The organism is Vagococcus fluvialis, assembly GCF_048815235.1.
Taxonomy (GTDB): Bacteria; Bacillota; Bacilli; order Lactobacillales; family Vagococcaceae; genus Vagococcus.
The window spans coordinates 17,332-32,325 of the sequence record NZ_JBMEAO010000008.1 but is presented as its reverse complement, the minus strand read 5'-3'; the positions used below and the strand labels follow the sequence as shown (position 1 = coordinate 32,325).

The 14,994-nt window shown below is 32.2% G+C and carries 13 protein-coding genes; 12 read left to right on the top strand and 1 reads right to left on the bottom strand.

The annotated features are described in order from the left end of the window. Positions 1-4 precede the first annotated feature (4 nt). The 5 genes from ACODH8_RS06575 to ACODH8_RS06555 all read left to right on the top strand — a co-directional run bounded on the left by ACODH8_RS06575 (position 5) and on the right by ACODH8_RS06555 (position 5,679). The gene (locus ACODH8_RS06575; RefSeq protein WP_332465331.1) at positions 5-1,096 is read left to right on the top strand and encodes an ABC transporter ATP-binding protein; all 1,092 of its coding nucleotides are present in this window, start codon (positions 5-7) and stop codon (positions 1,094-1,096) included. Continuing rightward, positions 1,083-2,750, top strand: coding sequence for an ABC transporter permease (locus tag ACODH8_RS06570; protein WP_420517647.1), 1,668 nt, complete (start codon positions 1,083-1,085; stop codon positions 2,748-2,750). The genes ACODH8_RS06575 and ACODH8_RS06570 overlap by 14 nt, the downstream gene beginning before the upstream one ends. A 164-nt stretch (positions 2,751-2,914) precedes the next feature. Next, positions 2,915-3,394: a ferrous iron transport protein A gene (locus tag ACODH8_RS06565; RefSeq protein WP_332465333.1), complete on the top strand. Its 480-nt coding sequence runs from the start codon at positions 2,915-2,917 to the stop codon at positions 3,392-3,394. After that, positions 3,391-5,541: a ferrous iron transport protein B gene (gene feoB, locus ACODH8_RS06560; protein WP_332465334.1), complete on the top strand. Its 2,151-nt coding sequence runs from the start codon at positions 3,391-3,393 to the stop codon at positions 5,539-5,541. The genes ACODH8_RS06565 and feoB overlap by 4 nt, the downstream gene beginning before the upstream one ends. Before the next feature lie 9 nt (positions 5,542-5,550). Then, positions 5,551-5,679: a FeoB-associated Cys-rich membrane protein gene (locus tag ACODH8_RS06555; RefSeq protein ID WP_332465335.1), complete on the top strand. Its 129-nt coding sequence runs from the start codon at positions 5,551-5,553 to the stop codon at positions 5,677-5,679. 40 nt (positions 5,680-5,719) lie between these two features. On the opposite strand, the gene ACODH8_RS06550 is transcribed toward ACODH8_RS06555, so the two are convergent. Beyond that, complete coding sequence (locus ACODH8_RS06550) at positions 5,720-5,884, bottom strand: hypothetical protein (protein ID WP_332465336.1); 165 nt, start codon at positions 5,882-5,884, stop codon at positions 5,720-5,722. Positions 5,885-6,273: 389 nt separating this feature from the next. On the opposite strand from ACODH8_RS06550, the gene ACODH8_RS06545 reads away from it, so the two are divergent. From ACODH8_RS06545 to ACODH8_RS06515, 7 genes are read left to right on the top strand one after another with little or no spacing between them, the layout of a single operon-like run. Continuing rightward, positions 6,274-7,785 (top strand): zinc ribbon domain-containing protein, encoded by a 1,512-nt coding sequence (locus tag ACODH8_RS06545; protein ID WP_332465337.1) that lies wholly within the window; start codon positions 6,274-6,276, stop codon positions 7,783-7,785. A gap of 3 nt (positions 7,786-7,788) precedes the next feature. Continuing rightward, positions 7,789-8,997, top strand: a complete 1,209-nt coding sequence (locus ACODH8_RS06540) for a glycoside hydrolase family 3 protein (protein ID WP_332465338.1) — start codon at positions 7,789-7,791, stop codon at positions 8,995-8,997. 2 nt (positions 8,998-8,999) lie between these two features. Then, positions 9,000-9,992: a zinc ribbon domain-containing protein gene (locus ACODH8_RS06535; RefSeq protein WP_332465339.1), complete on the top strand. Its 993-nt coding sequence runs from the start codon at positions 9,000-9,002 to the stop codon at positions 9,990-9,992. Beyond that, entirely contained in the window at positions 9,958-10,899 is a 942-nt protein-coding gene (locus ACODH8_RS06530; protein WP_332465340.1) for a serine hydrolase, read from the top strand. Before ACODH8_RS06535 ends, ACODH8_RS06530 begins: the two co-directional genes overlap by 35 nt. Next, positions 10,892-12,604: a zinc ribbon domain-containing protein gene (locus ACODH8_RS06525; RefSeq protein ID WP_332465341.1), complete on the top strand. Its 1,713-nt coding sequence runs from the start codon at positions 10,892-10,894 to the stop codon at positions 12,602-12,604. Before ACODH8_RS06530 ends, ACODH8_RS06525 begins: the two co-directional genes overlap by 8 nt. 22 nt (positions 12,605-12,626) lie before the next feature. Further along, positions 12,627-14,177 (top strand): zinc ribbon domain-containing protein, encoded by a 1,551-nt coding sequence (locus ACODH8_RS06520; protein ID WP_332465342.1) that lies wholly within the window; start codon positions 12,627-12,629, stop codon positions 14,175-14,177. A gap of 11 nt (positions 14,178-14,188) precedes the next feature. After that, positions 14,189-14,950 (top strand): zinc-ribbon domain-containing protein, encoded by a 762-nt coding sequence (locus ACODH8_RS06515; protein ID WP_332465343.1) that lies wholly within the window; start codon positions 14,189-14,191, stop codon positions 14,948-14,950. Positions 14,951-14,994 lie beyond the last annotated feature (44 nt).

The window sequence follows — 14,994 nt, the reverse complement described above, 5'->3', positions numbered from 1 at the left end:
TTAGATGAGCGAAATTATTATTAACCATGCCAAAAAGATGTACGATGATATAACTATTATTGAAGATTTAAATGTAACCATTCCAGACGGCTCTTTATTTACCCTTTTAGGGCCTTCTGGTTGTGGTAAAACAACTCTTTTAAGAATGATTGCAGGATTTAACTCCATTGAAGGCGGCGACTTCTACTTTGGAAATGAACGAATCAACGATAAGGAACCTAGCAAACGTAATATTGGAATGGTCTTCCAAAATTATGCTATCTTTCCTCATTTGACAGTGAAAGATAATGTTGCTTTTGGATTAAAACAAAAAAAAGTTTCTAAAGATATTCTAGAAAAAGAAACACAAAAATACTTATCTTTAATGCAAATTGCTGATTTTTCTAATCGTAAACCAGCACAACTAAGTGGAGGTCAGCAACAACGTGTTGCATTAGCTAGAGCGTTAGCTATCACGCCTGATGTTTTATTAATGGATGAGCCTTTAAGTAACTTAGATGCTAAACTACGAGTTGATATGCGCCAAGTTATTCGAGAGATTCAACATGAGGTTGGTATTACCACAGTTTACGTAACTCACGATCAAGAAGAAGCTATGGCAATTTCTGATCAAATAGCCGTTATGAATTTAGGTAAAATACAACAAATTGGAAAACCAAAAGAGCTATATCATCGACCAAGTAATGAGTTTGTAGCAACTTTCATTGGTCGAACTAATATGCTTGAGGCAAAACTAGTTCATCAGAATAGTAATACTTATGTTGAGTTTTCAAATGGTTACATGATTGGGTTTCCTGAATTATCACATTTAGAGGAACAAAATATTCGAGTAAGCATTCGCCCAGAAGAATTTGTTCGTTCAACTGATGGCGATATTGCAGCAACTATAAATGACAGCTTATATTTAGGACAAAACACAGAATACATCATGACACTTCCATTTGGTGAAAGAATTCAAATGAGTGAAGAATCAACATTTAATGAAGACTTAGGTAAAGGGGATACCATAAAAATAAGTATTAATCGTCAAAAGATTAACTTGTTTACTGCTGATGGAGCAATCAACTTAATGGAGGTTACTGATGAAAACAAATAAACAAAGTAAGGTAACTATTTGGACAGCATCAACTCTTATTATTATTGTGGTGTATTTATTATTTTTAGTTTATCCTATCGTGACTATTTTATCTCAAGCTTTATTTAAAGATGGACACTTTTCTTTAGAACAATTTAGTACATTTTTTTCGAAGACTTATTATTTTTCAACATTGCTAAATAGTTTTAAAGTAGCAACAACCGCAACCCTTTTCGCATTAGTAATTGGTGTTGTGTTAGCTTATCTTTTTAATATGTATCAATTTAAAGGGAAGAAAGTTCTTCAAGTGCTAATTATTATTGCGTCGATGTCAGCTCCCTTTGTAGGAGCATACTCATGGGTATTACTTTTAGGAAGAAATGGTGTTATTACTAAATTTCTAACTAATTTATTCCATTTACCGCAATTAGATATTTATGGTTTTTGGGGTATTGTATTAGTTTTTTCATTACAGTTGTTCCCATTAGTATTCCTATATGCCAATGGTGCTTTTAAAAGTATTGATCAATCAATCTTGGAAGCTGCCGAAAGTATGGGGAGTAAGGGAGTTAAACGATTCACACAAGTTTTATTACCTTTACTAACTCCAACTCTTTTAGCTGCAGCTTTACTTGTTTTCATGAGAGCATTTTCTGATTTTGGTACGCCAATGTTAATTGGTGAAGGTTACCGAACGTTTCCAGTGTTAATTTATACTCAGTTTATTAGTGAAGTGGGGGGGAATGCAGCTTTTGCTTCTTCTTTAGCGATTATTGCCATTACAATTGCTTTAGTTATTTTCTTAACTCAAAAAGCAATTGCTAGAAAATTTAGCTTTAGTATGAATTCACTTCATCCAATCCAAGCAAAAGATGCAAGACCTTTGGCTAAAGGTCTTATCTATTTTGTTGTTTACGGAATAGTTGGTTTAGCTGTGTTACCACAAGCTTATCTCATCTATACGTCATTCTTAAAAACATCAGGTATGATATTTGTGCCAGGATATTCTTTAGACAGTTATGTTCAAGCCTTTGATCGTATGGGGTCAGCTATTCTTAATACCATTAGAATTCCACTAATTGCCTTAGTATTTGTAATTATTTTTGCTATTTTTATTTCTTACTTAACTGTTAGAAAACGTAACATATTTACAAATATAATTGATAGTTTAAGTATGATTCCATATATTGTTCCAGGTACAGTAATGGGGATTGCTTTTATTACAGCCTTCAATACAGGCGTGATGAACTCTGGCTTTTTAGCGATCACTGGAACAGTAGCTATTATGGTAATCTCATTATCCGTTCGACGATTACCTTATACAATCCGTTCATCAGTTGCGAGTATCCAACAAATTTCTCCTAGTATTGAGGAAGCTGCTGAGAATTTAGGCAGTAGTCGATTAAATACCTTCTTCAAAATTACAGTGCCGATGATGATGTCAGGCATTGTATCTGGAGCAATTCTTTCTTGGATAACGATGATTTCTGAGTTATCTACTTCGATATTACTTTACAATGTCAAAACCAGAACAATGACCGTTGCCATTTATACAGAGGTTATTCGAGGTAACTATGGAATTGCAGCAGCCTTATCAACTATCTTAACAGCTATCACAGTGCTGTCATTACTTCTATTCATGAAATTATCTAAAAGTGACGACTTAGCTCTGTAATATAAATTTAAAAAGGATCTATCTGAATAAAGATAGGTTCTTTTTTTGTTATTATATGTGTTAGAAATCACAAATAGTCATTGACAAAGAAGTCCTTTCCGACGTAAAATGAATAATAATGAGAATCATTATCAACCTTGGTTTTATAAGAAAGGAAAGTTGTCATGGAAAGTATAATCAAATGTCAGTTAAACCGAATTTATCAATTTCAAGGCTTTGATGGTTCAAAAGTTCACGAAAGGCATTTAAATAATTTAGGACTTGTAGCAGGAGTTGATATTTACATCGTCTCGAAACAAGTCGGGCAACCTATCATCGTTGTATTTCAAGGAACGAGAATCGGTTTAGACGAAACAATTGCTAAAGGAATCAAGGTGACTGAAAAAGAGAGTACTCAGGCAACTTATCAAACATCTCTTGATGAGTTAAAAGAAGGGGACACTGCTAAAGTTGTTCAAATTTTAGGAACAGGGGCTTTGAAAAGACGCTTAATGGATATGGGATTGACGAAAAAAACACCGATTAAAATAAAAAAATTCGCCCCCCTAGGAGATCCTATAGAGATAGAAGTTAGAAATTATGAATTAACTTTACGAAAAAATGAAGCTAATCTTATTTTAGTTGAAAGAGAGCAGACAACATGAAAGTAGAAAAGCACGTCGCCTTAGTCGGAAATCCTAATAGTGGAAAAACAAGCCTCTTTAATCAATTAACAGGTTCTAATCAATCAGTGGGTAACTGGCCAGGAGTTACAGTAGAAAGAAAAAGTGGTAATTTAAAAGATAATAAACAGGTTATTTTACAAGATTTACCTGGTATCTATTCATTATCACCTTATACTCCTGAAGAAGTGGTTGCTAGAGACTATTTATTACAAGAATATCCTCATCAAATACTAAACATTGTAGATGGAACTAATCTAGAACGAAACCTTTATTTAACAACACAACTATTAGAAGTAGGGATCCCTACAATTATTTGTATCAATATGATGGATGTAGTCAAAAAAGAAGGAACCGTTATTAATTGCGAAAAACTAAGTTACGGTTTAGGAGTTCCCGTTTATCCAATAAGCGTCATAAAAAAAGAAGGCATTCATAAGCTAAAAGAGCAATTAAAACACCAAGATCCAACTTTTGTTTATCATGAAGATTATCCAGTATTTGATGATCGGTTGGAAGTGGCTTTAAATGATATTAGTCTACTCATTAGCTCACATGTGCCAAAGCATCAGTTAAGGTGGTTTACCATCAAATTATTTGAAAGAGATATTAATGTCTCTAATCAACTACCACTAGCTAGTGATATTAAGGAAGAAATTGAAGAGATTATTACCATAACAGAAAAAATACTTGGTGACGATAGTGAAAGTATTATCATAAACGAGCGCTATGAATTTATTGCTCAATTGGTTTCTCTAAGTACCATTAAATCAAAAGACTTTAAATTAACAGCTACTGATAAAATTGATCGAATTGTAACTAATAAATGGTTAGCTCTACCAATTTTTGCCATGATTATGTGGGCAGTCTATTATTTGTCCATTCAAACAGTTGGAATCCTAGGGACAGACTGGGTTAATGATGTCTTCTTCGGCGAATGGGTGCCTGATGTAGTAAGTAATCTTTTAAATAGTTGGCAGATAGCTCCTTGGCTTCAATCTCTGATATTAGATGGTATCATTGCAGGAGTAGGAGCTGTGTTAGGATTTTTACCTCAATTAATAGTTTTATTCTTATGTCTATCCTTATTAGAAGATTGCGGTTATATGGCGAGAATCGCTTTTGTAATGGACCGTTTCTTTAGAAAATTTGGTTTATCTGGTAAATCATTTATTCCAATGCTAATAGCTACAGGATGTGGTGTGCCAGGTATTATGGCTAGTCGAACAATCGAAAATGAAAAAGATAGAAAAATGACGATTATGACCACAACATTTATGCCATGTTCTGCTAAATTACCTATTATTGGTTTGATTGCAGGAGCATTTTTCCCTAACAGCAGTTGGGTAGCTCCTTCAGCTTATTTTATTGGGATTGCTTCTATTGTTATTTCGGGGATTATTTTAAAGAAAACTGCCCTTTTTAGTGGAAACACATCACCATTTATTATGGAAATGCCGACATACCATATTCCGCGCCTTAAAAATAGTTTACAACAAACCTACGAACGTTCTCTTTCTTTTGTAAAAAAAGCAGGAACTATTATTTTTGCAAGTTCGGTTATTATTTGGTTTTTAATGAACTTTAATTTTCAACTGCAAATGGTAGATGCTGAAAAGAGTATCCTTGCTTTTATTGGAAAAGGAATTTCCTTCATTTTTCTTCCTTTAGGATGGGGAAACTGGCAAACGACTATTGCAACTATTACTGGCTTAATTGCTAAAGAAAATGTTGTTGGGACGTTTGGTATCCTTTATGGACATCAGGAGTTAGCCTCTGAGGTAGGTTCAGAATTTTGGCCACTACTTAGTGCTAGCCTAACCCCATTAGCAGGTTATTCTTTTTTAATTTTCAACTTGTTATGCGCCCCTTGTTTTGCAGCCATCGGAGCCATTAGAAGAGAAATGAATGATTGGAAATGGACAACATTAGCTATATCTTACCAATGCGGTCTAGCTTACCTAGTTAGTTTCATTATCTATCAATTGGGAAGTGTTGTTATAGAAGATGTTTCCTTTGGGATAGGACCAATTTTAGCTAGTGTGTTATTAGTTATTATTGTCATGTTAATCATTAAGAAACCAACAAAACAAAAGCAATTAATTATATCTGGAATAGAAATATTATAGGAGGATGTTATGGGAACTATAGTACTAGCTGCTATCATTTTCACTGGTGTAGGAGTAGTTATTTATAAATATGGTATCAAACGAGAAAGTTCATGTGATTGTTCTTCAGTTGATTGTCCTGTTAAAAAAAATAAATAATCAAAAAGAGATTAGGAGAATAAACCTAATCTCTTTTTGATTATTTTTGGTTAGTAAAGAAATGTTTTTTTATAGCATGAGCCAAGATAATCCCAGTAAATAAGAATGGGAAAAAAAGAGAAGAACCGCGTAAATATAAACCAATTAGGATAAAAGCAATCACATAAATGGCTATTATAATAAAACGTTGTTCGTTACTAATCATTGTCACCACTCCTTTAATTTAGGTACAGCTATGAAATAAGCAAACTGTCTATTTATGATTATTATTTTACCACAAATGCGTTGTTTTTATTAAAAAAATAGGAAACGTTTATAAAAAAATACTTATAATTTGATTTATAGTTGCCTTAAAAAAATTAATTCCTTGTTGTTTATATTTTTTTAAATGGTATATATATAAAAAGAAAAGTGAACAGTTTATGAAACACCTACATTAACCAGGTTTTATTAAATAAAATATTTAAAAACACGTTTTTTTAAAACACTTAATTCTCATTTTTATTCAAATTGTTGTTTAAAGTTACTTTCATGTATGATAAAATGTATAGTTGGTTACATCTAAAAATAATAATAAAAGGAGGAGGAATGTAAATGAAGTTTTGTTGGAACTGTGGTCACAAAAACGAGGACGGTTTTGCTTTCTGTGAAGAATGTGGCGTGAATCTTCTAGAAGGAACCGAAACGACCGAAACAGAAACAGAGGAAAGCTCTCAGCCTGTTGTTTCAACTAGTCCATCTCAAAATCAAACACCACCGGTATTACCTGTAGAACAACAACAACAATTTCAACAACCTGTCATGCCTAAGCAGCCAATGTCCAAAAAGAAAAAAATTGGACTTATTTTAGGTACTGGAATTGTTGTAATTGGAGTAGGTGGCTATTATTTTGGTAGTTATTATTATAGCTACGAGAATCAAGTGAAACGTTTAAAAGAAGTCATTGAAACAAAAGATCCTAAAAAATGGGCAGAGGTTATGGTATCAACAGATCCAAGCTATAAAATATCTGCAGACAGTTTAAAGAAATTAACTGATTACTATAAAGAAGATGATAATAAAGAAGCCTTTTCTATTCTCATGAAAGAACTTGATGGGAAAAATAATACTCATAAGGATTTATCTATTACGTCTGATGGCAAGCAATTATTTTTATATGATAAATACGCTGTAGAAGTAAAACCTGTTTATATGACTGTTTCAAAATCGCCTAAAGACGTTTTAATTGAAATTGATGGTAAAAAAGAAGAAGACAACAAAAAAGAAACAATCAAAGTAGGACCACTAACACCTGGGCAATACGAGGTTAAAGGGACTTTAAAAGATGTTTCAACTAATACAAAGGTTGATTTAGTTCGTCAAGAAAACAATGATTTTGAAGAGAATAAGGAAGTTGAAATTGATTTACATAAAGTAGCTTTCAAGGTAACTTCTAACGTCGAAGGAGCTGATGTTTTAGTAGATGATAAAAAAGTTGCTACGATAAAAGATGGATCAGCTGAAATTAAAGATCTTGTTTGGCATCAAGGAATGTCTGTTAAATTAACTAAAACAATTGGAAAAGAAGTACTGGAGACAGAGAAAACTGAGATTGAATCTAGTGACTACTTAGAAGAAGATTATAAAAAGGATGAATATTACTCTGAAATAAATTTAACTTTTGCAGATATTAAAACAGAAGATGATATTTCTTATTTCTTGAATAATTTCTATTCAGATGTAACGTCATATACTAGTGGTTCAGGAAATCTTGATTTATCTCAGAGCTCAAGTCTTGCAGAGTTCTTTGCTAACGGAGAAGATAACGCTGAGTTCCATGATTTTACAAAATTTATTAATGGGGTTCGTTCAAGCAAAGAAAAATCACGTGTTGTAGGAACGCCTGAAGTAGAATCATTTACAATGACTGGAAAAGATACGTATGAAGCACAATACTTAATTGAATATCGTACTGTCTATCAGTCCTATAAAATGGATGATATTGTCCAAGTATTTAGATACAAAAAGGCAACTTTTAGGTTTGATGAAGAATCTGAAACCTTTAAAATTGTTAGTTTAGGTGGTACAGATAATTTTGAAGTAGTAGATAATGGAGGAGTTTCTTAATATATGTCTACCAATTCAAAAAATGCATTATTAGGTTTGTTAGTTTTACTATTAATTATTGTTATGGGTCTCTCCTTTTATTGGTTAAAATCAAAAGATGTGAAAGAAGTAGAAAAGTTACACCCATCTAGCTCTCAAGAAACAAGTAGTACAAGTGAATCTAGCACACTGGAAACTGAAATCAAGACCTTAAGTGTTGAGGAGCAACTTGATGATCTTCTAAAAAGTATGACTTTAGATGAAAAAATCGGGCAATTATTTTTAGTAAGAGTACCTGAATATAACCAACTAGAAGATATTACAAAATATCACTTAGGTGGTTATCTATTATTTAGTAGAGATGTTGAAGGAGAAACAAAAGCAAGTCTACAAAAAAAGATTAGCTCCTATTCTGATACAGCTGCGATTCCTTTTATGATTGCTTCTGATGAAGAGGGCGGGACAGTTACACGTATTAGTCGTAATTCGTCTGTAGTGCCAAAACAGTTCCAGTCGCCTCAAGATTTATACAAATCAGGTGGGATGGAGTCAATTGTTAATGACATAGAAGCTAAAGCTAGTATTTTTAAAGAATTAGGAATCCATACAGGCTTATCACCAGTAGCTGATGTTTCAGTGGACCCAGATAGTTTTATTTTTGATCGAACAATTGGTTTAGATGTTAAGGGAACAAATGATTATATTACAGCAGTTGTAAAAGCATCGACTGAAAATCAAATCGGTTCTACCTTGAAACATTTTCCTGGATATGGTGAGAATCAAGATTCTCATACTGATATCGTCTATGATAATCGTAGTTTTGAAGAGATTGAAAGGACTTCTATTCCACCATTTAAAACGGGAATAGAAGCAGGAGTAGATAGTATTTTAGTATCTCATAATATTGTTCAAGGAATAGATTCGAATGTCCCTGCGTCCATATCTCCACAAGTTATTGGTTATTTGCGTGAAGATTTAAGCTTCGATGGCGTTGTCATGACAGACGACATGGATATGGCAGGATTAGCAGACTTTATTACTCAAGAAGAAGCAGCTTTAGCAGCATTAATGGCAGGAAATGATTTAATTTTGTCTTCTTCTTACCAAAAACAAATACCTGTTGTTAAGGACGCTATTTTAACAGGTAAGTATAACGAAAAAGAGTTAGATCAATCTGTATTACGTATATTAAATTGGAAATATAAATTAGGAATTATTAAATTGGAGGAATAAAAATGAAATTTTGTATGCATTGTGGAAAAGAAATCAAAGAAAAAGTTAAATTTTGTCCGTTCTGTGGTGGCGAGCAAAAAGAAGTAGAAGTAACATCAGAACCAATTATTGTTGAGCCTATCATTGAAGAAGTTGTTGAAGAGGTTACTAATACAACTGAATATCAGGAAACAATACAAACAGTGGAGGAGCCGATTGTCGAAGAACCTGTTTATGAACAACCGATTCAACCAGAGCAACCTCAGCAACAATACCAAGAACAAGCATCATATCAACAACAGAATCAACAGCAACAAAATGGACAACAACAAGGAACACCAATTATCACGATCAACCAAGAATCAGTGAATCAATTTACAGATAAAAGTAAAAACTATCTATCTTATTTAAATAAAAATGTTTTACGTCCTATTTTAAAAGGGAAAAATGAAAATGGTATTTTTGGTTTAGTAACCTTTTTACTTATCAATACTATTCTAGCTTTCTCTATTAGCTTTGCTTTAGGTAAAATTTCATATCAAAATGGAAAATTAACTTTATTTTTACCAGTATTACTTATCCTATTAGTAGGACAAGCTATTAATGTATTAACTGTCCATGTGTTATCAACAAAAATATTTAAGATGCCTTCAAGTTTAACAGATGCGTTTGAACATATGTATGCACCTATAAGTAGTGGTGTTTATATTACATTAGCCATGCTTGTTTTAGCAATTATTTCTCCAAATGGTATTAGTGTCATGTTTACACTTTTATTTATTCTTGTATTATTCCTTATTAATATTAGTTATATCGCAAACTTATGGACAATTGATAATTCGAATTCAGTGAGAAATAAATTCTATTGGACTATTGGCTTTTTAATTGTTGCAAGTATTATTCAATTTATTGTTAATATCTTGTTAACAGATATTGTTGGTGCAAGTATTTTTAGTGTCATTACAGATGTGTTAGAAGGACTTGGAAGATCATTTATTCAAAGTTTCTTTTTCTAGTTTAATGAAGAAAATATTAGTTATTACATCCTTTGTTTTTATGGTTGTCACATTATCTAGTTGTAAATCAGATAATGTGACAACACAAATAAGTAACTCATTTTCAAATAGCTCAAGTGAATCAGAAGAGGAAAGTACTCAAAGTACAACTTCTTCTGATTTATCTTATGACCAAGTAAATCACATTCAGGAGTATTTAAACATATTTCAAGAGCAAGACATAGGTATTTTCATTGAAAAAATTGATTCAAAAGAGACTTTTAGGATCAATGAAGAACAAGTCTTTTATGGAGCTAGTATTGCTAAGTTACCTATTATTTTATATACCCAAGAAGCTATTAAAAATGGTTCAATTCAAGAGGAAACACCACTGACTTATCTCGATGAAGTAAATGATGTTCCTGGTGCGATGATTCGTGGTGGTACTGGTGTTATGCAGTACCAGATTGAACAGCAAGCTACTTATACAGTGGGATTATTATTAGAATGGACTATTACACATTCCGATAACTTAGCAAGTAATACATTAAGCTATTATGTTGGACATCAAAACAATCAAGACTTCGTCAAAGCAATGGATACGTATTATACTTTTGAACAAAAAGAATTTACTAAAAATATGAATGCACATACAGCAGCTAATTTAATGAAAGCTATTTACGATAATCAAATTGGAGTTGATTATTTTTTAGAAACTGAATGGGCACGTGAAAAAATAGGTGTTCTAGAAAAGGATGTTTACCACAAAATCGGTACTAATGAAGGATTTAATCATGATGTTGCTATTGTGAGTGGAGATACACCTTATGTTTTGAGTATTCTAACTGAAGATTTTTCAAACGATGAAATAGAAGCAATCGCTAAAGAAATTGATAGGTTAATAGAGGAGGAGTCATCAAGTGAATAAATGTAATAATTGTGGGCATCTGAATCCTAAAGATGGCAAATTTTGTGAGGAGTGTGGTAGCTCGTTACTAGAGGTATCAGTTAGTCTGCCGAGTGACTGTCCCTCATGTGGAGCAGTTAATGATAGTGGGGCTAAGTTTTGTGAATCATGTGGTCATAACTTACAAAACAAGACTGATATTCAATCAAAAGTTGAATCAGTAAAAGAATTGTGTTCTAAATGTGGAACCGAACGTGTTGGCGAGGGATTATTTTGTGAAGAATGCGGACAATCCTTTAGTGAAGTCCAACAAGAAGAGAGTTCTTTAAAAAAACAAAATAACATTGAGCTTCAATTAATCCCTACAGTTGATTACCAAGGGGATTCTATCCAAGAAATACCAGAAAAAACACCAAAGAAAAAAATGAGCCTTAAAAATAAAATAATAATTTCCCTACTGCTGATATTAATCATTGGAGCAGGGATAGCGTATAAATTTTTTGACAATAAATACAGCAAAGACAATCAAATAAAAGATTTAATAACAGCTATCAATCGCAACGACGCTAGTTTTGTATCTAAACATATGACATCTGACGATCCTAGTTTAAAACTATCAAAAGAAATCGTTCAACCTATGTTAGCTTATTTTGAAGAAAATAAAGATGCTGTGAATAAATTAAGTCAAGCATTTGATAAAAATGAATCTTATATCGGTTTAGAGGTAAAAGAACAAGGAAAGAAAGCTTTCTTATTTCCCGAATATAAAATTGATGTAAATCCAGTTTATACGACTGTCACGTCTAATTCTAAAAACAGTAAAATAGAAATGAACGGGCAAGAATTATTTACAACTGATAGTAATGAATTCGAGAGGAAAATTGGACCTTTAGTTCCAGGTGTGTACAAATTTAAAGCTTCTATCAAAGATCAAAAAGAAACAGTCGAAACAACTCATAATTTGTTACCATCTTCAGAAGTAACAGACGAACAAAATAATGTAGATATGTCATTTATTAAAGTTAAAATACCAATCAGTAGTAACATGAAAGATTCTATAATTTACATTAATGATAAAGAAGTTGGAACAGTTGATGATGAACAAACCACTGTTGGTCCTCTTTTATGGGAAGATAATATGACGGTTCACCTTGTCAAAAAAACAGACAGCGGAGAAATTAAAACAGAGCCTCAAACAGTCAAAAAAGAGGATTTATATGAAGAAGGAAATGGGTTATCCACTGCACCTTCCTTACGCTTTAAATTTGATGTAGCAAGTAGTAGAGACGTTGAAAGAGGATTAACTTTATTTTACGATGATTTCTCTAAAGTAGTGAGTGCTTCAAGTGATTATAATGCATCTGAATTTGCCAGTAGATACTACGAAAATGGCGATAAAAACAAAGCCTTTTCAGGAATAAACGAGTATATCACTTGGTGTCGCGACCGCTCTGCTAAAAAAGAGTATGAGGGTGTACGATTTAGTATTAACGTTGCTAGTGTTGATCCAGTTTCTGATGATACCTATAAAATTAAATATAATGTGGAATACAGAACGACTTATCCATATGCTACAAGAAAAAGTATGCGTATTGAAGGTTTTGACTACAGTAATGTAACGATTAAACTTCAAATGGATGAAGACAATTATAAAGTAAAATCTTTCCAATTTGTTGATATGGGAGATGGCGGTAAAAAAGTGAAAGATAATGGAGCTAATGAATAAAGTTATTGTTAGGAGATAAATCATGGTGAAATGTCATAATTGTGGGGCACCTATTTTAGAAGAAGCAAAATTTTGTTCTAAATGTGGTGCGCCTAAATCAGTAGAAGAAGTAATTGTTGAAATTGAAGAACCTGTTAAACAAAGTATTAAGCCTGCTAAATCTACTAAAAAGTTTCTAAATAAAAAGACAGTTATTCTAGCTGGTATTTTAGTACTAGGAGCAGGAATTGGTTTTGGAGCAAAAAAAGGAATATTTAGTTCTAATAGTGGAGCTAGTATGGAACAAAAGAGTAAAAAGGAATCGAAACAAAAAGCGAAACAACCTATTTCATTTAAAAATGGTAACGGGTTTGGATTAATGGATCAAAATCTGAACATCATTAATGAGGACATTGGACAATCTCCAGTTGTTTTTAATGAATTTAACGTTGGTGTCGCTTTTCAAGATGGCGAAGCTACCATGATCAATACCAAAGGAGATAAAATCATTGATGACAGTTACGGTTCTATTGGCCAATTCAATTCTCCTAAAATGGGGATATATGAAATGATTCGTATGCAATCTAAAAATGGCACAATGGATTTTACAATAACTGATGAATCTAGTGATGACTATAAATTACTTTCTGGTCTAATTGATGTGAAAGGAAATGTAGTCCTAGAAGCTAGTGAACGTATGATTTCTCCTTTTTATGGGAAAACAATGACTACTTTTTATAAAAATAGTAAAACAGGCGTTGTTAATGAAGACGGGGATATTGTTGTTGAAGCGATTAATGACCAAGCAGTTGTTTTAAGTGACAAACTAATTGCTGTAAAAAAAGATCATGATAATTCAACTTTTAAAATTATGAATTTAAAAGGCGAAATTGTTGAAGAAACATCTTTTGAAAATATCTATAGTGATTATGGACGTAATGATTATTTTATAGTCACTAATACTTTAGGGAAAGTAGGGATAATTGACGGTGAATTAAATGAGATTATTCCTCAAACTTTAACGAGTTCCCCAATGTTTTCAATCGATAATAAGTATTTTACATTTGGTGATGATAGCGAATATGGGATTCGAACTATTCAGGGAGAAACAATAATTGAACCTTCATACGATTTTTTGTCTAGCCCTAATGAAAACGGTGTGGTTTCATTCAGCAAAGATAAAGATACATATGGTTTAATGACTTTGGAAGAAGAAATTATTGATGATAGTTTTGAGACTAATGTGTTTCCTGCATATATGACAAATCTATTTTATTCAAATAGTAACGATTCTGATGAATATTACATTACTGTTTATAATGATAAAGGAGAAGAATTAGCGACTCAACAAACAATACCTGCTAATAATCCCTCATACGTCACTAATACTTTCCAAGTAGCAATCTATACTGGAGAAAATATATCTGAAGAAAATCCGTTAAAACAAATTGTGTTTAACAAAGATGGATTGGTACTTTCTGAAGGTGCCACTTTCTTATTGGACTTGGGTGAAAATGTCCTAATCCAGGAAAACGAGCACATTAAGCTTGTTAATAAAAATAACGGAAAAATTATTAAAGAAACAGACTTATAAGGAGAATTGAAATGAAAAAGTTTTGTAGCCAATGTGGGAATCAATTACCTGAACAAGGGAAATTTTGTCCTAAATGTGGAACAGCTGTAGAGCAACAGATTGAAGAAGTTGAACTAGGAGAGGTAACAAAAATTAATACTAAGAAAAAGAGCTTTTCTTTTAACTCTCTAAATACGCTACCGAAACAAAAAGTTGGAATGGTTGTTGGAGCAATTGTTTTAGCTATATTAGTATTCTTTTTTATGAATAAAACACCACTTCAAGGACACTGGAAATCAAGCAGTGAATATAGTAATGATGAAGAGATAAACATAAAAGGTAAGCAAGCGGAATTAATAATGGATATTGATTCGGATACAGAGTTAATAATTTCAGGAAAACTTCGCAAGAAAAATAAAAATGAATACATCCTTCCTTTAGAAAGTGCTCATATTAAATTTATAGGAAGAGACACTGATTTAGATCAAGATGATTTTGATGATAGTATGAACTTATTGAAGGAAGAAATTTCTGATTTGTCATTAAGTACAAGCGAACGAAAAAAAGTGGAAAAATTCATAGCTAAAATAAAATATAATGGTTCAGAGGTTAGCTATGAAACCAGTGTAGCTGAAATGATTGATATTGCTAATGTTCTTGATGATACAATGGGTATGCCAATTGATTTAGAATATCTGGGTGAAGGATTTATTTTAACCAAAAAAAGCGATAGAAAATTAGTTGTAACAGGTACAAACGACATGATTGAACTTGACTTTGTTAAAGTAAAATAGTAAAAAAAGAGCCCATATTTTCTTAATTGAAAATATGGGCTCTT

Coding starts and splice junctions, on each gene's coding strand:
- ACODH8_RS06575 (WP_332465331.1), top strand. CDS start 5: ATGAGCGAAATTATTATTAACCATGCCAAAAAGATGTACGATGATATA.
- ACODH8_RS06570 (WP_420517647.1), top strand. CDS start 1,083: ATGAAAACAAATAAACAAAGTAAGGTAACTATTTGGACAGCATCAACT.
- ACODH8_RS06565 (WP_332465333.1), top strand. CDS start 2,915: ATGGAAAGTATAATCAAATGTCAGTTAAACCGAATTTATCAATTTCAA.
- feoB (WP_332465334.1), top strand. CDS start 3,391: ATGAAAGTAGAAAAGCACGTCGCCTTAGTCGGAAATCCTAATAGTGGA.
- ACODH8_RS06555 (WP_332465335.1), top strand. CDS start 5,551: ATGGGAACTATAGTACTAGCTGCTATCATTTTCACTGGTGTAGGAGTA.
- ACODH8_RS06550 (WP_332465336.1), bottom strand. CDS start 5,884: ATGATTAGTAACGAACAACGTTTTATTATAATAGCCATTTATGTGATT.
- ACODH8_RS06545 (WP_332465337.1), top strand. CDS start 6,274: ATGAAGTTTTGTTGGAACTGTGGTCACAAAAACGAGGACGGTTTTGCT.
- ACODH8_RS06540 (WP_332465338.1), top strand. CDS start 7,789: ATGTCTACCAATTCAAAAAATGCATTATTAGGTTTGTTAGTTTTACTA.
- ACODH8_RS06535 (WP_332465339.1), top strand. CDS start 9,000: ATGAAATTTTGTATGCATTGTGGAAAAGAAATCAAAGAAAAAGTTAAA.
- ACODH8_RS06520 (WP_332465342.1), top strand. CDS start 12,627: ATGGTGAAATGTCATAATTGTGGGGCACCTATTTTAGAAGAAGCAAAA.
- ACODH8_RS06515 (WP_332465343.1), top strand. CDS start 14,189: ATGAAAAAGTTTTGTAGCCAATGTGGGAATCAATTACCTGAACAAGGG.